Below are 19,191 nucleotides of genomic sequence, written 5' to 3' on the forward strand. Positions count from 1 at the left end.
TATTTGGAGTAATGGCCTTTCTTTTACAAAATCTATTCCCGAACATCTTTCAAAAGCGGAAGTTCTCTCACGAATAACTACAACTATTAATGAAGCAAATCCTGCTGGGGGTGGTTCTCCGTGGGCAATTTTATCTCCTGGTAGATTTGAAAAGCTGGCTGCATTACAAGGCAAATGCACTTGGGTTCAAGGACGCAAGGGAATAACCGCCGACCTTAATGGGATTTATTTTGTAGAAGTTTAGAAAAAATGAAGTCAATAAACGTGTAAAAATTTCAACTCGTCCTGAAGCTGGCAAAATTGACATAGGGCCTAGACAGACTTTTTGGATCGAGCCAGATTTATTATACCCCTTACTCAAAGGATCATCAGATTTTGGCGCTTGCCGTATTACTCGCGATCATAATCTTTATGTGATTGTACCCAACGAGGGAATTTCTCAAAAACAATATCAGGATGCTACAATCAGCATTCGCTATACATATCCGCAAACAGAAAAGTATTTCAAAGCTTACTCTACCCAGTTAGCCAACCGCTCAACATTTAAAGGGCGCATGAAAATGCTCCTTACTTTGCGATCTACAACGTAGGTGAATACACTTTTGCTCCTTGGAAGGTAATTTTGGGCTGAACAAGGTAAATTTAGGGCTGCTGTGATTGGATCGAGCAATGTTCCATTGATAGGAAACAGAGTCTATGTTCCAGATCATAAAATTCTTTGCTGATTTCTATGAACCTGAACCTGCATATTACTTATGCGGGCTTTTAAATGCCCCGTCAGTTAAAGAATACATTGAGAGCCACATATCTATTCAGATCGGGGATATTTTTAAGCATATGTCTTTGCCTGATTTTGACACAACAAATAAAGACCACTTAAAACTAAGCCAGGCCGCATTAACTGCACATCTTTGCAAAGAATCTGAGTACGACGCGGCAATATCGACAGTTTAGGATTTTGGTGAGAAAATTTTAGGAACTATGATTTAAATTGCATGATAGCTCTGAATGTAAATCGTGATGCTATCGGCCTGATATATTTGTAAGTAGTCACAAAGGTAGTATCTCCCAAACCATCATTTTTTTCCTCTCGTGTGAAAAATTCTCTCCCATTTTGAACGATGAGAACGTGAAAGCTTTGTTTAGTTCTTTCCCATACATCCTCACTTCCCCATTCTCTCCTGGCTCTGCTAGTGCATAGATAACTAAATCATTATCAATGTAGCCGAAATAACCATTTAACTCTGTTCCTGTATTGGTGAGTTTTACGCGGTTATCATTAAAAAATTCGAGCTTCATTTTTTCATATTCTTTGGGATTGGTGATGTTGGCATCTAATTGTGATTCAACCAGCCCTTTAATTTTCGCCCAACCCTCTGGCCCGCTTTTCTTTTCAAGGTAGGAAAGAATATTTTTTTCTTAACTGGATAGTCTGCGTTTCCAAGTAGGGAATATCTAAAACCCAAGGCCTCTGACCAAGATCGTTTTATATTTTTCTTCATTGGGCTTCTTTTAGTAAATGGACAAAGAATGGCGCTAAGCACTTTACGATCTCAATGGGCGTAAGCCATTCTCCTCAAATTGATCGACTTTCTGAAAAGTGTAACGGCCTAACCGGTTAATATGTGCAAACCTGGCCGGAGACAGATGCCCAAAATCATTTTCATCCACTGTGTGCCCATCCTCCTGATGCTTTTTGAGGACTTCCTGAGTATACGCCGTGTTCCAAACCACAACCAAATTAGTCAGAACGTTCAAACAGCCGGCAGTCTCTTGCTGGGCATCCTCCTGTTTCCTCCGGAGATGGCCGTCGCCACCAAACCAAAGCCACGCACGAAGCGCGTGCAGCTGCTCCCCCTTGTTAAGCTGGGCATGGATGCGGCGGCGCAACGGTTTGCTTTGCAAATATCGCAGAATGAAGGTTGTTTTAACCAGTTTCCCGTACTCTTGCAAGAGTGCCGTCAAATGGTGTTGCCGCGGGTACCCCTGTAATTTGCTGATTAGCAGTGAGGATGTTACCCACCCGCTTTTTAGTGTGGCCGCAACTCGTAGCAGTCATCCCATCTGGCACGGACGTATTCTGGTCGGAAGTTTGAAGTGAATTTAAGCGAGGGATACCGTAAGTCCATTCCCTTAATCCGGCAAAGCCGTTGGTTTGCCAGGTCGCGCAGCCTGGGAGAAAAGAGCAGCCCTAACAAATCGAACAAGGCGAAAACAATATCTGTATATCCGCCGGTGTCTGTTGTGTGCTCTACAATTTCAAGATCTGTCTCGTTACCCAGTATTTCATCCAGCACATAAGTCGCATCCCGGATTGTCGACGGTACAGATCTACTACCATACTGGGCATACTGGTCTGAGGTATGGGTAATGAGCGTATACCCCCTGCCGTAACCGTAATAACGCGGAATGGATTGTGCATTACGGATTTTGCCGCTTACCGGAAAGCGCTGCCCGTCAGAAGAAGACAACACCCCGCTGCCCCAATAGGAGGACAACCAAAGTTCATGTTGATAGTTAACCAGCCGGACCGTAGCCCGTTTGAGAGTCTCTTCCCTGATGTAATTGGTCGACACCCACCAAAGTGACTGATAGTCAAGACCTGTACTCTGGGCCATTTCGGCCAGGGGAATATTACATGCTCCCGCAAGAAGTGCTGCATACAACAATGCCTGGTGGTCTTTACTCTTGGATTCATTCTCCAAACCTGTCAGTTCACTGGAAAATCCTGTCCAATTGTCTACTTCGACCAGCAAATCAGTTAGCTCAACCCGCGGCAACAACCTGTCGACAGCTGCCCGAAGCGCTTTTAACGAATCAGGTACGTCATCCGCCTTTAACGGAGTTACTACCAGCTCACCCTCATCATCCAGACGAATATCACCGCCATCGGCCAGTATTCTTTCCATCAGCGGCAAGTGTGATTCCAGTTCCGAAATTTGCTCATCCAACCGGTAGGGTGTTGCATCCCTGTAGCCTAAATAGGTAAGCAATTCGGTACGATGCGCTTTCCAGTTGGCTTCCGGGATCAAATAAGTATCCGGACTCGCATATTTCCGGGAGTGATTCACATAGACATCTCCCGACCGGAGCCGGTCCCGCAGCCGGGCCAGAACACTTAACTCATAAGCGGGTCTGTCAATTTGCCCCTTTACAGGCTCAACGAAGGATTTCCAGGATGGCAGCATGAATTTCATAGGTATTTCATCAGGACTCTTTCGCTTTCTGCTCGTTTGCCAGTCGGCTACCAATTGAAGCGCCTGTTCAAAATCATCCCCTGCAAAGACATGCTCGAAGGTCAGGATATCCAAAAAACTGGCAGAAAAGGATTTAATGGATCGGTAGCGGTTAACAAGAAAGTGGTGAAAAGTCCTTGGCCCTTGTTTGGTCAGCCTTTGCATGATACTGATGGCTTCTACTAACTCGCTTCTGGATACGCTGGCATATATACTAGCTCTCAATTCGGCAGCCGGAATGTTGATCTCATCCACAATAGGTTCGGCAGCCTTTCCCAAAGTAACAAGTGCGCCATCCCTGGACTTGACTTGTTTCAGTTGGTACTCGGTCAGCTCCGCGCTGATTGGCCACAGATATCCTCCCAGTACTCATCAAAAAGCCTCAGGGTATAATCCGTGATTGTAATGTATGCTTCCAGGCAAAAAGCAACCAGCATGGGGTAACGTTTTGTGCCGGACATTCGCATCACTGCCTGATTGGTCTTACTCCTGGCCAGGACTGCAAGCCGCTTTCGACGGTTGGGATGCAGACTGCTGGTATCCCATTGTTCGATACCGAGCTTGGCAAGATATTGCCGTTTATGCAGCATGAGTTTGATTTGGTTCGCCGTTGGACTAACCGGAGGTTTTGAAAGCCAGTTGTGTGGGGTTATCTTCAAGACTGTGTCAACGGTCAGAAGCTTGTCTAATTCCTCTTTGAAGGAATCGGTCAACAGTGTCGAAAGCCGGCGATAGGTTTCCTGATGCGCTAAATCAGCTAGGGAAACCACCAGCCGCTCCAGTTCGATAATGGCTGGCCTTAAAATTCCTTCTTTCCTTAGCCAGTCACATGCCAGAGATAATAGCACATGTTCGTTATCATGCTCTAAGGCTCGCTCCAAAAGCCAACGCTCCAGGGGTACCGTATCGATTAGGGGTTGCCACCTTCTTCGTTTTAGATACGAAAGGATCATGTATGAATGTTCCGAGATCGTTTTTTCCCGACTTCCATAATTGTTAAGGCATCGCGGATCGTCAATGGCCAGTTGTCCCGCAACATAATTGATCAGATTGTCCGGTACCTTCCGGTACCATTCCTGGGGCAAATGGTTCATCAACCTTATAACCGTCAACTGGAGGGCAAACCCTAGCCTGTTGTGATCACGCCGCATACCGGCTACCAGCAGATGATCTGTTGGGGATAGAAAACAATACCGGATTAAATCCTCCTGCGGTAGATCAGATGGAATGCTTTGATAACGTTCGCGTTCTTGATCAGAAAGAAATTCAGCGGGCATAGTTTTGATCCGGCGGAGTGGTGGCAAAAAAACGTTCGTTTACAGGTACAGCTCCTTACTTCTGGAAAAGAGGCGGAACCTGGTGAAAAAGTTGTATCCAAAACTTATCTACTTTATGAATGTACCGTATATTGCGAATTAATGAGTATCAGATACAAACTACAAAAATCAATGCGGGTAGGATACGCACGGGTCAGCACCCAGGAGCAAACATTAGATTCGCAGACCGATGCTTTACGTCAGGCAGGTTGCGAACGGATTTATGAAGACAGAATATCCGGAACGAAGTCCCGTAAACCGGAATTTGAATTGATGATGGGTTTCTTACGTAAGGGGGATACCATCGTAATCTGGAAGCTGGACCGGCTGGGGAGGTCGACACGTGGGCTTATTGAACTCGTTGAAGAACTTGGCAACAAAGGCATCCATCTGGTGTCTCTCAATGATCCTATCGATACTACTTCACCCGGAGGCTTGCTAGTGTTCCAAATATTCTGTGCGCTTGCTGAACATGAGCGCAATGTCATTGTGCAGCGTACCCGTGCCGGACTCGAGTCGGCTCGTGCCAGAGGGAGAAAAGGTGGTCGACCAAAGGGATTAGCTGTAAAATATCAGAAGATGGCTCCTTCGGTAAGGGATCTTTATGAACTAGGCCAGCAGTCTACAACCCAAATCATGAATTCCTTTCAGATTGGAAGTCGCAGGACATTGTACAAGATACTTCGTCACGCCGGGGTTAGCATCAGGCCGGTTGAGCGCTCAATACGTAAGGATGATTGAAATTCCCGGGCGGCGTTCCGCTTAGCGCTATTCTTTGGTCAGATACTAAAAGAATCCCAAGATCAACGGCCAGAAAACGGGCACCCCATTATCCTCGGGCTGACGATTGCTAGTCCTTTCGATAAATCAGGAGAATAATTAGCGTTCTGGTTCCTGGGTTTTGGCTGGTTCCTGGACGGATTCGGCAGCTTTGGGCTGCTGGCTGCGCTCTCTTGCTTCCTGAATGCGCTGCGCTCCGTTTTGCTGGTTTGGAAAAACAGCTTCGTTTAGCTTCGGTTCGGCTGTCCGGGCCTGCTCCGCACGGCGCGGGGGAGTCTGCGGGCCGTAATTGTCGGTTTTGAGTTCGACATTGTTGTTTTTTAATGTCTGTGCGCTGTCTCTCAATGCCGCCTGGTCTTTGGCTGACGCATTTTGCATGATTTCTTCGATGCGCTTGGATGCCATATCGGGAAAGGGTTAGTTTCCCAAAAATAGCTAAAATCCTACAAATCGCAGTCGATAGGCGGATACCCGTATTTCAGGCAATATTCATTGATATTCAGGATACATTGCCGGGAGGATTCCGGGATTTCAGAGATGCGGCCTAAGGCCAATTGATTTAACAGCCATGCCGCTTCTTTTCTAGCCACCCATATTACTTCTGGTTCGCTCATATCATGGATGGGCGTATCATCATCGCGCACGGAAAAGGGAAATGGGACAATTTGGGCGGATGGTTTTTCCATGCGCCAATTATAGCAGGATAGAACCGGGCTATTTGCGAAATTTTGATGACGGTTTTCCCGCTGAATGTTGCGCCCGCAATAGATCATTCAAATCATGGTGGGGGCTGAAGAACTCACCCTGGGGCAAAAATGACGATCCAAATTCTGTTTGGAATCTTGCTGTCCCCTTCTCTCCCGCCTTGTCATTGTCGAGATAGGTTTTTACGGCTTGATAGTCCTGGCTACGAATATAAGCCACCGTTCGGGGAAAAGAGGATAGGGAATGCATGATGATGGCATCCTCCGGCAGGGTATCCGTTCCGGTCAGAACCAAATAGGAAAGAAAATCGGTCATTCCCTCAAAAACATGCACGGTCTTGGCTTCTGCCTGGCTGCCAGGAATGACGGTAATGTCACGGGCATTTAGGGCTGATTTGAAATTGTATTTGCTCGACGCTACGCGGATTTCATAGCCTCCGGCCTGATTTTGCATCCCGAAAGCAAAATATTCCTTCCCTGTGGCAGTATTCCGATAATGTACTTCTCGCAAATATTTGCGGGCCAAGTCAGACGGTATATGCCGTTCCTTGGCCAGATAGGAGAGAATCAGCGGCTTTGTGATCGGCCTGGCATCAATCAATTCAAGCTGGCGATCTTCCAAAAATTTTCGACCGCTTCGCGGTCGGGTTGCTGTTGAAAAGAAAAAGAGGGCTGGGGCGCGGGATTGCTAAATAACCCCGGCTGAAAGTGATCGGACAAATAGGCTAATGCATCTTTGATGCTGGTCAAATTTTCGTAGCGCATGACAAAATCAATAACCGTTCCGCCTTGGTCGCCAAAATCATTCCATATCCACTTTCCACCAATAAACGATGTGTGAAAGGACGGTTCGGCCTCCTTACGGAAAGGGGAACAATACCAGAGTTCATTTCCCTGCTTCCTCACTCGCACGGGGGAATGCCCTAGCTTGGTCAGCAGATCGGGTAAGGAAAGTTTTTTGGCCTGATCCGAGTTCATCAATAACTAAAAGCTTAGTTGCCGCCCTATTTTCTTTTCACCAGCAAAAAGAGATTTTTCAGGCGCGGGGGTTTTCCACAAAGTCGGCCCCTCTGATTAATAGTAAGTTTTTTTATTAATAGTAAGACTAATAGGTTGTCCTACCAAGTTACGGTAGCTTTCCTACCAAGTTACGGTGGATAAACAACCTTTCTCCCTACCAAGTTACGGTGGATAAATTGTTGCAAGTACTTGTTATACAGTGCTTATACACAACGCTCCTACCAAGTTACGGTAGAAATAAGTTGGATTTTTTTTGAATCGGTGCGGGGCTGCGTTCAAATGTCCATCCTTGATCGTCATAGGAAAACCGTGCATCCCGATAGGCTAGTTTTACCAGTTCTGCGGTATGACGCATTTTGGCTTTAAAATTGTCCATTCGGCCAATATCCCCTCCAAAGATTTCTTTCATGGTCGCCCAGGTGAGGAAAAGAGGCTTTTTCAGGCCGTGCAGCCGATAGGCAAGAAAGCTGTAAAAGTCGATAGCGCGGGCGTTGCCTGATAGAATCCGTAAATGTTCCAGCGCCAGCGGCAACGGGTGTTTTTGCAATTCCTGCCAGTAATCCAGGCTTAAAACGATGTGCCTTTTCCAAAGCAATAGTTGATCCGGCTTGCTGCGGGGAAATAGATCGAAACCTTTCACGATGGGCATTTGCCCATAAGCCATGCTTCCATCTTCTTCCTTGTAGGATACGCTAATCAGCGAAGAAGATAGACGCGCAATCTGGTTGCGGGCCTGGCTGATCTGATTGCCTCCATCGGTTAGGCCGATTTTTTGAAGAAACTGCGGTAGGGTATCCGCCTCGATGTCAATTTTATTGCTGCCCTGTTGCAAGGCCAAAGCGTTGATTGCTCCCAACAATAGCCGTGATTTGGGGCCAAAGGGTAAGCCTAGAAAATCATTTTTTCCGGTGTTGTGATTAGGAACGGGAAGCTGGCTGATATTAAGCTGAAAATTTCCGCTTCTATGAATATAGCTTTCGGTAGGATCAAGCTTGGTATCACGCCGGGGAAAATAGACGTGTGCCAGTGCTACCGGCATATAAATATGATCCCGTTCTTCCCTGGGTGTATCTATGCTGTCCATCATAAGCCGAATACGGCTTTCGGCGTAGCGGGAAGGCTTTTTGTTATCGGCTTTTTCAGACATCAACTAAAAATAATTGGTTGTGGATTATACAGCAGATTCACAACTAATCCTAGTTGTGAATTTATAGGTTAGTTTGTGCGTTTTTGCTCTCTTGCGATCTTGTCTTTTACAGCGGCAACCACAAAATTATGAATGGAGATTCTGTCCCGCTTAGGCAAACGATCCTGAATATCTCGTATCTGCGCCAGTTCACTTTCATAAATCTTGAAAGTGAAGGATTTCAATTTGTCCGTTTCTGGCTCCGCCTTTTGCGCCTCAGTCGTAGCCCGTACTGATCCACCCTTATTGATGGCTTCCAGCATAGCGGCATTGTTGAGTGCGGCGGGGGGCATTGCAATTTTAGATTTCTTTTTGGTTGTAGCCATTGTTTTGTTTCTGGTTGTTGAAAGAGTTTCAATATTACAACTAAATACGGTTGTAATCTAGGTTGTTATTTTCTTTTTATTATTGTTGGATTCCAGCGCATTGGTAATTCCATTATAAAGTTCTGTCATTTCGGCTACGGCTTTTTCATCGGTGGGTTTGATCTCGATTACACCCAAACCAGAAGCGGCGGCATTCGCAAAAGAGATACGGTTGCCAATGGGAGTATCTATAAATTCCACATAGGATGATTCCCGCAGTAGATCGGCGGTGTCTTCCTTATAGGTTCCGCGTGGGTCGGCTTTGTTGATGAAGGTCAGGCAAATCAAGCCAGGATTGAACGGCGACATTTCCGCTATGAGATTTTCCACTTTGCGCAACGTCCAAATATCCAGGGAGCGCGGCGCGAAAGGAATAAGATAGGCATGCGATACAGAAAGGGCGGATCGTTGGCTTACGGTGTCGCGGCCTCCCGTATCAATCACCACATCATCATATTTCTTGGCCAGCCTGGCCACATTAGCATTCAACTCGCTGCCGGTGATTTTAACGGCAGTATAGCCTAATTCTCCATTCAGGCTTTGATGTCGAAAGGAAGTAAAGTCCGTGGCGGATTCCTGATCGTCAGCATCTACGAGAATTACGTCCCGTCCCAGCTTGGACAAATAGACTGTTAAATTGGTGGCAATAGTTGTTTTGCCGCTTCCGCCCTTAATACCGCCTATGGTGTAAATCATGTTGTAATTCCAAAATAGTATTGGGTTGTAAATTTAGTTGTAAAAGCAGTTCTATCTATTGTTCTACGCAAAGGGTAGTCAAATATTTATTACTATCCCTTCGCATAGCTGCATATATCTGTAATACAGATAATTAGTCGCTCATGCTGACTTTTGGTAGTTGGTGCCAGTCCGTTGTAAATGCTGCGCTACGTCTTTCGGCTCTGGGCTGCCAGGTTCTTTTACCTTTTGTGCCCTGTACGGCAAAGCTGATCGTATCGCGGCCATACTTCCCATTAATACGATCCATAGCTTTTGAGATCTGATCCCACCTATCACGGCTTCCATTGTCAAACATACTCTGCTGCACCTGGTCATCAGGGATGATACCTGTTACGATAACGCCGGCTTTCTTGTATTCGTAGCCGGCACGGTAAATCTGGCTCAGTCCATGCAGTGCATATTTGATGAGTTCCGCGCTGTTGCCTGTGGGGCTGGGAATATTCAAGGTTTGGCTTTTGCTATATTGGGGCTGCTCTGGCTTAAATCGGTTTGTTTGAAGAAAGACCGTAATCACTCCGGCGCACCCCTTCTGCTCCCGTAACTTTTCCCCGCATTTACTGGCAAATGTGCTGACCGCCTCGCTGATATTTTCCATATTGGTTTGTGAGGCACCGAAAGAGCGGGAACTACAAATATTTTTGGAAAGGGTGCGGGGGGAAAGCATCGGTAAGCAGGATTGCCCGCGCAATTCCAGCAGTAGCCGAAGCCCTACAATAGTCATTTCACTTTTTACCCATTCATCAGGCAATTCGGTAAATTGTTGTGCCGTTTCGATGCCGTTTGCCTGCAACATCTGGGCATATTTTCGGCCTATGCCCCATACTTCTCCAATCTCGTAATCTTGTAGTGCAGCAAGCCGGGTTGCTTCATCTGCAATGATAAATACGCCTTCATGGGCGGGGTTCTTTTTGGCAATTCTATTCGCCACCTTGGCAAGGGCTTTGGTTGGCCCGATTCCGACGCATGTAGGAATCTTAGTCCATTGTCTAACCGTCTTACGAATATTTCGGGCGAATGTTTCCAGTTCTGAACTTGGGAAAATTGATAAGTCCAAAAACGCTTCATCTATCGAGTACACTTCCACGACCGGGCATAATTCGCTGAGCGTATTCATAACCCGTGCGGAAATGTCGCCATATAGGGTGTAATTGGAGGAAAAAACCTCGATAGCATGTTGCCGGATCAGGTCTTGAATCAAATGGACAGGCGTTCCCATTTTGATGCCCAAATCCTTCGCCTCCTGGCTGCGGGAAATTATGCACCCATCGTTGTTGCTTAATACAACAAGGGGGGCTGTGGATAGGGCAGGGGCAAAGATGCGCTCACATGAGCAATAGAAATTGTTGCAATCGAGTAGCCCAAACCATGCCATTAATCGCGCCTGAAATTGCGGCTAAATCCCTTAACTACCCCGAATACGCGCAAGTCGTCGTGTTCCTGTATTTCGATAGGATCAAATAGGGGATTACGAGAAATTAGGCATAATATGCCTTTCCGGCGCTGGATCATTTTTGCTTTATAGCTGCCGTTCAAACAGCAAATGACAATGTCGTTTTCCCGGTAATCGAGGCTGGTATCTACGATCAATAAATCATCCTCGGTGATTCCTGCATCAATCATGGAATCTCCGACCGCTTCCACCAGGAAACAGGCGTGTTTCTTGATGTTGTGATATTCGTTTAGATCGAGCGTTGTTTCAATGTAATCATCCGCAGGACTTGCAAAGCCGGTGGTGCTATTGCCGCATTCTACATTAGTCGCAAATTTGGGCAGTAAAACAGGCTCAAACTCGGTAATACCGTGCAAAATTATTTCCTGAAAAAATACGTCATGGTGCTGCATATGTCGTCACGATCAAAGAAAACTATATGCAAACTCTGTGATAATTTTCTGAAATAGCAACCGTTTCTCGAAAAATATATTTTACTTATATTATAAAAGAACTTGGTCAATGATTGGGTATTCAATCTAAATTGAACTCTACCAAGTGTTTTTTATAGTTCTGGTTTTACACCGTATTTTACAACTAATATTAGTTGTAAAAGGACTTCTTTTTACAGTTGCAGAAATGCAATTTGATTTTCAATCATTATGCCCACGGGATGATGGTTTTTTCGATGTGAGGAACGAACAGAGATAAAAACCATTCTCCCGTACCGCTTTTTCCAAAAGTTTGCTTTTGCCGGGGAGTGCCTGTCCTTCAACCCGTGGGCTTGGCGTGAAGTGGCAGGTGGCGCAGCATCCTGCCGCGAACGCTTGAAGGACTGGCACGAAGGGGGGCTTTACTCAAATTCGTTTCAAGAGGCTATGGACTGACTGAAGATGCCATTGTTGGCCATTGTTCCGATAGGTCGGAACCTGGCGGCGGTTCAATTCATCCCGAATGGCGCGAACCGTGGTGCATCCTTCGTCCCTCAATGCTTCGATCAATGGTTTCATGTGAACAGCAAATTCGGCAGCGGCCTGGGCATTCTTCTTGCTCTCGATCTCCTTTCCATGTCGGCCTAATTGCACTCCACGGCGCTTAGCCGCTTGCAATGCATCCTTAGTACGGATGCTGATTTGCTCCCGCTCATGCTCCGCGAATGCAGCCAGAAGATGCACCATCAATTTATTGGCGTAGGGATTATCTACCGCTTTAAAGTCCACTTTGCTTTCCATTAGGTTTGCAATGAACGCAACATTGCGGCCTAAACGGTCGAGCTTCGCTATAATGAGCATGGCTTTCTGTTTGCGGCATTGAGCAAGTGCGGCCAGCAGCTGCGGGCGGTGATTTTTCTTGCCGCTCTCGATCTCGGTATAATGAGCCGTGACCTGGTAGCCTTCCCGGTCTGCGAACATGCGCACGGCTTCTTGCTGGGCTTCCAGCCCCAGGCCGCTTTTCCCCTGGCGGTCAGTTGATACACGGTAATAGGCGATGGCTTTTTTCATGGCCCGAATATAGCTATTCTAGCCGAATTTGTTCAACTACATACGGTCGTTTGTATAGGAACAGTTTCAACAAACTGTTCATAATTTTAAACCAAAGCTGCAAATTATATGGTTAAAAGCTTCTTGCTTATACCCTCGATCTTCTTACTTTTGAAATTTACCGTGGAAATACGCGCATGTACAAACAGTTATATAAGGAGTTGTTAGCGAACAAATCACGCTGGCAAAATGAGGAAGAAGTACGACTTGGATGGATAAACGCCCTCTCAAATGCTCTTGGAATTTCATTCGATGCGGAAAGGGGTAAAAAAGATTCCAGTTACAACAATGTAATTATAGAATTTAAGGATAGGGGACTCTTTAATGGCAGCGTAGATAGTCCTAAATTCAAAGAAGCACGAGATCAACGCCTTAAAAAATATATAATCCGAACTGCTCTTCAAGAAAACATTCCTGAAAGCGATTATATCGGAATCGGGATTGACGCTGAGCACATATTTTTTGCCCAAGTAGTTGACGGTGAAATAAAAAACGGTCCGCTTCTACCATTGTCCGAAACTTCGGTCACAATGGTGGCCACAGCTTGTATTGATGCTTATAGGCGAGCCGTCACATCTGCAAATTTGATTGAAGATTTTGGCCTTGGGTCCCTCATTGGCACTAATGCTATGACGGCCTTGGTGGATCACATTTCGAATAAAATTCGAAATAGTGAGCACTCAAAAGAGAAGATGCTCTTTGAAGAATGGCAGACCCTCTACGGCCAGATTGCGGATATAGCCTCGGAGCAAGATGGACGAATTGAAGCATTATTAGGTTTTGCTGCCACGACCAGTAAGAAATTGAAAATTCCTGTTTCGCTTTTTGTAATCCATACTTATAACTCGTTTTTGATTAAAGTTTTGGCGGCTGAGATTGTCTCAACCCACGGGCTAACTTCATATCCCTATTTCAGCCAGTATGCATTGGCGCAGAGTGATGACAATCTACTCGAAACCATTAAAAACGATATAGAGGACGGTAATCTTTTTAGCAGGGCCAATATCAAAGGATTCGTTGAAGAGGCTATTTTCTCTTGGTATTTAGATTCATGTCAAGACCCTGAGTTCAAGGCGATTTTCGTCTCCTGCATAAAAGAGATTCTTACAAAAATTGCCCTATATCGCACCGACAATTTAGATATTGCAAGATCGAAAGACGTATTAAAGCAGCTTTACCAGCATCTTGTACCCGAAGCTCTACGGAAGAGCTTGGGAGAGTTTTACACTCCTGATTGGCTGGTAGATATTGCAGTTGATCAAATTGAGATTAAAAATTGGATTGGCGCACGGGTTCTTGATCCAACGTGCGGTTCTGGGTCTTTTTTATTAGAGATAATCCGACGCAAAAATGAGGCCGCAAAATCACAGGGTTTGAGCGATACAGAAATTCTTCAAGACATAACTAAAAATGTCTGGGGGTTTGATTTGAATCCTTTGGCTGTACAGACAGCAAGGGTCAATTTTCTGATAGCCATTTCTGATCTGCTCAAAGCTTTGCCAGGCACTGAAATTGAATTGCCTGTTCTTTTAGCCGATGCGATTTATTCCCCAGCCCGCAATCCGTCAGAAAAAGAAGATGTTGTAAAATACAGAATCGGCTCTCAGGTGGCCGACTTAGAAATTGTAATACCTAATGAACTTGCCTTCGATCGAATTAGACTCGATCAGGTATTTTCTTTCATGGAATCGAATGTTGAAAAGGACAACGGTTTTGTTGAAGTTGAACGAGATTTGGTGCTTAGCAAGGCTGTAAGTCCTGAAGAGTTAGCGCTATGGAAGGGCTATCTAGCTGAGACTTATAATAGAGTACTAGCTCTACATCGTAAGAACTGGAATGGCATTTGGTTCAGAATAGTACGAAATTTCTTTTGGTCTGCAACAGCAGGACAATTTGATTTTATAGTAGGGAATCCTCCTTGGGTGCGTTGGTCAAAGTTGCCGGAATTGTATCGAGAGAGGGCCAAGCCTACATGCATGCAATACGATATATTTTCATCAACTCCCCATCATGGGGGGAATGAATTAGATATATCAGCAATGATTACATACACCGTAGCTGATAAGTGGCTAAAAGCTGATGGTGATTTGGTTTTCGTCATCACTCAGACACTTTTTCAAACGCCTTCTTCTGAGGGGTTTAGAAAATTCAATCTGAATTCAGAATATACCTTGATGCCAATCAAGGTAGATGACTTAAAAGATTTAAAGCCCTTCAAGGGAGTAGCCAATAAGACTTCCATAGCTGTATTCAAAAAAACAGAAAGAAAACCTGTTTCTTACCCTGTGCCATACAATATTTGGAGTAATGGCCTTTCTTTTACAAAATCTATTCCCGAACATCTTTCAAAAGCGGAAGTTCTCTCACGAATAACTACAACTATTAATGAAGCAAATCCTGCTGGGGGTGATGGTTCTCCGTGGGCAATTTTATCTCCTGGTAGATTTGAAAAGCTGGCTGCATTACAAGGCAAATGCACTTGGGTTCAAGGACGCAAGGGAATAACCGCCGACCTTAATGGGATTTATTTTGTAGAAGTTTTAGAAAAAAATGAAGTCAATAAACGTGTAAAAATTTCAACTCGTCCTGAAGCTGGCAAAATTGACATAGGGCCTAGACAGACTTTTTGGATCGAGCCAGATTTATTATACCCCTTACTCAAAGGATCATCAGATTTTGGCGCTTGCCGTATTACTCGCGATCATAATCTTTATGTGATTGTACCCAACGAGGGAATTTCTCAAAAACAATATCAGGATGCTACAATCAGCATTCGCTATACATATCCGCAAACAGAAAAGTATTTCAAAGCTTACTCTACCCAGTTAGCCAACCGCTCAACATTTAAAGGGCGCATGAAAAATGCTCCTTACTTTGCGATCTACAACGTAGGTGAATACACTTTTGCTCCTTGGAAGGTAATTTGGGCTGAACAAGGTAAATTTAGGGCTGCTGTGATTGGATCGAGCAATGTTCCATTGATAGGAAACAGAGTCTATGTTCCAGATCATAAAATATTCTTTGCTGATTTCTATGAACCTGAACCTGCATATTACTTATGCGGGCTTTTAAATGCCCCGTCAGTTAAAGAATACATTGAGAGCCACAACATATCTATTCAGATCGGGGATATTTTTAAGCATATGTCTTTGCCTGATTTTGACACAACAAATAAAGACCACTTAAAACTAAGCCAGGCCGCATTAACTGCACATCTTTGCAAAGAATCTGAGTACGACGCGGCAATATCGACAGTTAGGATTTTGGCTGAGAAAATTTTAGGAACTATGATTTAAATTGCATGATAGCTCTGAATGTAATCGTGATGCTATCGCCTGATATATTTGTAAGTAGTCACAAAGGTAGTATCTCCCAAACCATCATTTTTTTCCTCTCGTGTGAAAAAATTCTCTCCCATTTTGAACGATGAGAACGTGAAAGCTTTGTTTAGTTCTTTCCCATACATCCTCACTTCCCCATTCTCTCCTGGCTCTGCTAGTGCATAGATAACTAAATCATTATCAATGTAGCCGAAATAACCATTTAACTCTGTTCCTGTATTGGTGAGTTTTACGCGGTTATCATTAAAAAATTCGAGCTTCATTTTTTCATATTCTTTGGGATTGGTGATGTTGGCATCTAATTGTGATTCAACCAGCCCTTTAATTTTCGCCCAACCCTCTGGCCCGCTTTTCTTTTCAAGGTAGGAAAGAATATTTTTTCTTAACTGGATAGTCTGCGTTTCCAAGTAGGGAATATCTAAAACCCAAGGCCCTCTGACCAAGATCGTTTTATATTTTTCTTCATTGGGCTTCTTTTAGTAAATGGACAAAGAATGGCGCTAAGCACTTTACGATCTCAATGGGCGTAAGCCATTCTCCTCAAATTGATCGACTTTCTGAAAAGTGTAACGGCCTAACCGGTTAATATGTGCAAACCTGGCCGGAGACAGATGCCCAAAATCATTTTCATCCACTGTGTGCCCATCCTCCTGATGCTTTTTGAGGACTTCCTGAGTATACGCCGTGTTCCAAACCACAACCAAATTAGTCAGAACGTTCAAACAGCCGGCAGTCTCTTGCTGGGCATCCTCCTGTTTCCTCCGGAGATGGCCGTCGCCACCAAACCAAAGCCACGCACGAAGCGCGTGCAGCTGCTCCCCCTTGTTAAGCTGGGCATGGATGCGGCGGCGCAACGGTTTGCTTTGCAAATATCGCAGAATGAAGGTTGTTTTAACCAGTTTCCCGTACTCTTGCAAGAGTGCCGTCAAATGGTGTTGCCGCGGGTACCCCTGTAATTTGCTGATTAGCAGTGAGGATGTTACCCACCCGCTTTTTAGTGTGGCCGCAACTCGTAGCAGGTCATCCCATCTGGCACGGACGTATTCTGGTCGGAAGTTTGAAGTGAATTTAAGCGAGGGATACCGTAAGTCCATTCCCTTAATCCGGCAAAGCCGTTGGTTTGCCAGGTCGCGCAGCCTGGGAGAAAAGAGCAGCCCTAACAAATCGAACAAGGCGAAAACAATATCTGTATATCCGCCGGTGTCTGTTGTGTGCTCTACAATTTCAAGATCTGTCTCGTTACCCAGTATTTCATCCAGCACATAAGTCGCATCCCGGATTGTCGACGGTACAGATCTACTACCATACTGGGCATACTGGTCTGAGGTATGGGTAATGAGCGTATACCCCCTGCCGTAACCGTAATAACGCGGAATGGATTGTGCATTACGGATTTTGCCGCTTACCGGAAAGCGCTGCCCGTCAGAAGAAGACAACACCCCGCTGCCCCAATAGGAGGACAACCAAAGTTCATGTTGATAGTTAACCAGCCGGACCGTAGCCCGTTTGAGAGTCTCTTCCCTGATGTAATTGGTCGACACCCACCAAAGTGACTGATAGTCAAGACCTGTACTCTGGGCCATTTCGGCCAGGGGAATATTACATGCTCCCGCAAGAAGTGCTGCATACAACAATGCCTGGTGGTCTTTACTCTTGGATTCATTCTCCAAACCTGTCAGTTCACTGGAAAATCCTGTCCAATTGTCTACTTCGACCAGCAAATCAGTTAGCTCAACCCGCGGCAACAACCTGTCGACAGCTGCCCGAAGCGCTTTTAACGAATCAGGTACGTCATCCGCCTTTAACGGAGTTACTACCAGCTCACCCTCATCATCCAGACGAATATCACCGCCATCGGCCAGTATTCTTTCCATCAGCGGCAAGTGTGATTCCAGTTCCGAAATTTGCTCATCCAACCGGTAGGGTGTTGCATCCCTGTAGCCTAAATAGGTAAGCAATTCGGTACGATGCGCTTTCCAGTTGGCTTCCGGGATCAAATAAGTATCCGGACTCGCATATTTCCGGGAGTGATTCACATAGACATCTCCCGACCGGAGCCGGTCCCGCAGCCGGGCCAGAACACTTAACTCATAAGCGGGTCTGTCAATTTGCCCCTTTACAGGCTCAACGAAGGATTTCCAGGATGGCAGCATGAATTTCATAGGTATTTCATCAGGACTCTTTCGCTTTCTGCTCGTTTGCCAGTCGGCTACCAATTGAAGCGCCTGTTCAAAATCATCCCCTGCAAAGACATGCTCGAAGGTCAGGATATCCAAAAAACTGGCAGAAAAGGATTTAATGGATCGGTAGCGGTTAACAAGAAAGTGGTGAAAAGTCCTTGGCCCTTGTTTGGTCAGCCTTTGCATGATACTGATGGCTTCTACTAACTCGCTTCTGGATACGCTGGCATATATACTAGCTCTCAATTCGGCAGCCGGAATGTTGATCTCATCCACAATAGGTTCGGCAGCCTTTCCCAAAGTAACAAGTGCGCCATCCCTGGACTTGACTTGTTTCAGTTGGTACTCGGTCAGCTCCCGCGCTGATTGGCCACAGATATCCTCCCAGTACTCATCAAAAAGCCTCAGGGTATAATCCGTGATTGTAATGTATGCTTCCAGGCAAAAAGCAACCAGCATGGGGTAACGTTTTGTGCCGGACATTCGCATCACTGCCTGATTGGTCTTACTCCTGGCCAGGACTGCAAGCCGCTTTCGACGGTTGGGATGCAGACTGCTGGTATCCCATTGTTCGATACCGAGCTTGGCAAGATATTGCCGTTTATGCAGCATGAGTTTGATTTGGTTCGCCGTTGGACTAACCGGAGGTTTTGAAAGCCAGTTGTGTGGGGTTATCTTCAAGACTGTGTCAACGGTCAGAAGCTTGTCTAATTCCTCTTTGAAGGAATCGGTCAACAGTGTCGAAAGCCGGCGATAGGTTTCCTGATGCGCTAAATCAGCTAGGGAAACCACCAGCCGCTCCAGTTCGATAATGGCTGGCCTTAAAATTCCTTCTTTCCTTAGCCAGTCACATGCCAGAGATAATAGCACATGTTCGTTATCATGCTCTAAGGCTCGCTCCAAAAGCCAACGCTCCAGGGGTACCGTATCGATTAGGGGTTGCCACCTTCTTCGTTTTAGATACGAAAGGATCATGTATGAATGTTCCGAGATCGTTTTTTCCCGACTTCCATAATTGTTAAGGCATCGCGGATCGTCAATGGCCAGTTGTCCCGCAACATAATTGATCAGATTGTCCGGTACCTTCCGGTACCATTCCTGGGGCAAATGGTTCATCAACCTTATAACCGTCAACTGGAGGGCAAACCCTAGCCTGTTGTGATCACGCCGCATACCGGCTACCAGCAGATGATCTGTTGGGGATAGAAAACAATACCGGATTAAATCCTCCTGCGGTAGATCAGATGGAATGCTTTGATAACGTTCGCGTTCTTGATCAGAAAGAAATTCAGCGGGCATAGTTTTGATCCGGCGGAGTGGTGGCAAAAAAACGTTCGTTTACAGGTACAGCTCCT

Annotated in this window: 18 protein-coding genes and 1 pseudogene; 4 read left to right on the top strand and 15 right to left on the bottom strand. The window is 45.5% G+C overall.

Translation table 11 applies throughout. The annotated features are described in order from the left end of the window. Both GBK04_RS31325 and GBK04_RS28480 read left to right on the top strand, forming a co-directional pair. A partial coding sequence (locus GBK04_RS31325; RefSeq protein WP_373331495.1) for a hypothetical protein occupies positions 1 to 244 on the top strand: 244 nt, incomplete at its 5' end. 452 nt (positions 245 to 696) lie between these two features. Then, positions 697 to 954 (top strand): hypothetical protein, encoded by a 258-nt coding sequence (locus GBK04_RS28480; protein WP_152766440.1) that lies wholly within the window; start codon positions 697 to 699, stop codon positions 952 to 954. 96 nt (positions 955 to 1,050) lie between these two features. On the opposite strand, the gene GBK04_RS28485 is transcribed toward GBK04_RS28480, so the two are convergent. The 3 genes and pseudogenes from GBK04_RS28485 to GBK04_RS28500 all read right to left on the bottom strand — a co-directional run bounded on the left by GBK04_RS28485 (position 1,051) and on the right by GBK04_RS28500 (position 4,513). Further along, positions 1,051 to 1,299, bottom strand: coding sequence for a hypothetical protein (locus tag GBK04_RS28485; protein ID WP_152766442.1), 249 nt, complete (start codon positions 1,297 to 1,299; stop codon positions 1,051 to 1,053). 246 nt (positions 1,300 to 1,545) lie between these two features. After that, a pseudogene (locus GBK04_RS28495) lies at positions 1,546 to 3,401 on the bottom strand (Tn3 family transposase). A 164-nt stretch (positions 3,402 to 3,565) separates the two neighbouring features. Next, entirely contained in the window at positions 3,566 to 4,513 is a 948-nt protein-coding gene (locus GBK04_RS28500; protein WP_152766446.1) for a DUF4158 domain-containing protein, read from the bottom strand. A gap of 171 nt (positions 4,514 to 4,684) precedes the next feature. Here GBK04_RS28500 and GBK04_RS28505 point away from each other — a divergent pair, with 171 nt between their 5' ends. After that, positions 4,685 to 5,293 carry a recombinase family protein gene (locus GBK04_RS28505; RefSeq protein ID WP_152755868.1) on the top strand — a complete coding sequence of 203 codons (609 nt, stop codon included), beginning with the start codon at positions 4,685 to 4,687 and terminating at the stop codon, positions 5,291 to 5,293. Between the two features lie 138 nt (positions 5,294 to 5,431). Here GBK04_RS28505 and GBK04_RS28510 read toward each other — a convergent pair whose 3' ends face one another. The 10 genes from GBK04_RS28510 to GBK04_RS28555 all read right to left on the bottom strand — a co-directional run bounded on the left by GBK04_RS28510 (position 5,432) and on the right by GBK04_RS28555 (position 12,276). Further along, positions 5,432 to 5,737: a hypothetical protein gene (locus GBK04_RS28510; protein ID WP_152766448.1), complete on the bottom strand. Its 306-nt coding sequence runs from the start codon at positions 5,735 to 5,737 to the stop codon at positions 5,432 to 5,434. Positions 5,738 to 5,775: 38 nt separating this feature from the next. Further along, positions 5,776 to 6,018, bottom strand: coding sequence for a hypothetical protein (locus GBK04_RS28515; RefSeq protein ID WP_152766450.1), 243 nt, complete (start codon positions 6,016 to 6,018; stop codon positions 5,776 to 5,778). A gap of 28 nt (positions 6,019 to 6,046) precedes the next feature. Further along, the gene (locus tag GBK04_RS28520; RefSeq protein WP_152766452.1) at positions 6,047 to 6,658 is read right to left on the bottom strand and encodes a DUF8464 domain-containing protein; all 612 of its coding nucleotides are present in this window, start codon (positions 6,656 to 6,658) and stop codon (positions 6,047 to 6,049) included. Further along, the gene (locus tag GBK04_RS28525; RefSeq protein WP_152766454.1) at positions 6,634 to 7,014 is read right to left on the bottom strand and encodes a CHC2 zinc finger domain-containing protein; all 381 of its coding nucleotides are present in this window, start codon (positions 7,012 to 7,014) and stop codon (positions 6,634 to 6,636) included. Before GBK04_RS28525 ends, GBK04_RS28520 begins: the two co-directional genes overlap by 25 nt. A gap of 268 nt (positions 7,015 to 7,282) precedes the next feature. Then, entirely contained in the window at positions 7,283 to 8,203 is a 921-nt protein-coding gene (locus GBK04_RS28530; RefSeq protein ID WP_152766456.1) for a replication protein RepA, read from the bottom strand. 68 nt (positions 8,204 to 8,271) lie between these two features. Next, positions 8,272 to 8,568, bottom strand: a complete 297-nt coding sequence (locus GBK04_RS28535; protein WP_152766459.1) for a hypothetical protein — start codon at positions 8,566 to 8,568, stop codon at positions 8,272 to 8,274. A gap of 57 nt (positions 8,569 to 8,625) precedes the next feature. Then, the gene (locus GBK04_RS28540; RefSeq protein ID WP_152766461.1) at positions 8,626 to 9,303 is read right to left on the bottom strand and encodes an AAA family ATPase; all 678 of its coding nucleotides are present in this window, start codon (positions 9,301 to 9,303) and stop codon (positions 8,626 to 8,628) included. Between the two features lie 133 nt (positions 9,304 to 9,436). Beyond that, on the bottom strand, positions 9,437 to 10,717 hold the full coding sequence (locus tag GBK04_RS28545) for a Y-family DNA polymerase (protein WP_152766463.1): 1,281 nt from the start codon (positions 10,715 to 10,717) through the stop codon (positions 9,437 to 9,439). Beyond that, positions 10,717 to 11,187 (bottom strand): LexA family protein, encoded by a 471-nt coding sequence (locus GBK04_RS28550; protein WP_152766465.1) that lies wholly within the window; start codon positions 11,185 to 11,187, stop codon positions 10,717 to 10,719. The genes GBK04_RS28545 and GBK04_RS28550 overlap by 1 nt, the downstream gene beginning before the upstream one ends. A gap of 444 nt (positions 11,188 to 11,631) precedes the next feature. Further along, on the bottom strand, positions 11,632 to 12,276 hold the full coding sequence (locus GBK04_RS28555) for a recombinase family protein (RefSeq protein ID WP_152766467.1): 645 nt from the start codon (positions 12,274 to 12,276) through the stop codon (positions 11,632 to 11,634). A 176-nt stretch (positions 12,277 to 12,452) separates the two neighbouring features. On the opposite strand from GBK04_RS28555, the gene GBK04_RS28560 reads away from it, so the two are divergent. After that, positions 12,453 to 15,611, top strand: coding sequence for an Eco57I restriction-modification methylase domain-containing protein (locus GBK04_RS28560; RefSeq protein WP_152766470.1), 3,159 nt, complete (start codon positions 12,453 to 12,455; stop codon positions 15,609 to 15,611). A 32-nt stretch (positions 15,612 to 15,643) separates the two neighbouring features. On the opposite strand, the gene GBK04_RS28565 is transcribed toward GBK04_RS28560, so the two are convergent. After that, a complete protein-coding gene (locus tag GBK04_RS28565; RefSeq protein ID WP_152766472.1) occupies positions 15,644 to 16,063 on the bottom strand; it encodes a hypothetical protein in 420 nt (139 codons plus the stop codon). Positions 16,064 to 16,165: 102 nt separating this feature from the next. After that, on the bottom strand, positions 16,166 to 19,135 hold the full coding sequence (locus GBK04_RS28570) for a Tn3 family transposase (protein ID WP_152755870.1): 2,970 nt from the start codon (positions 19,133 to 19,135) through the stop codon (positions 16,166 to 16,168). Positions 19,136 to 19,191: the final 56 nt, after the last annotated feature.

The organism is Salmonirosea aquatica (assembly GCF_009296315.1).
GTDB classification, from domain to species: domain Bacteria; phylum Bacteroidota; class Bacteroidia; order Cytophagales; family Spirosomataceae; genus Salmonirosea; species Salmonirosea aquatica.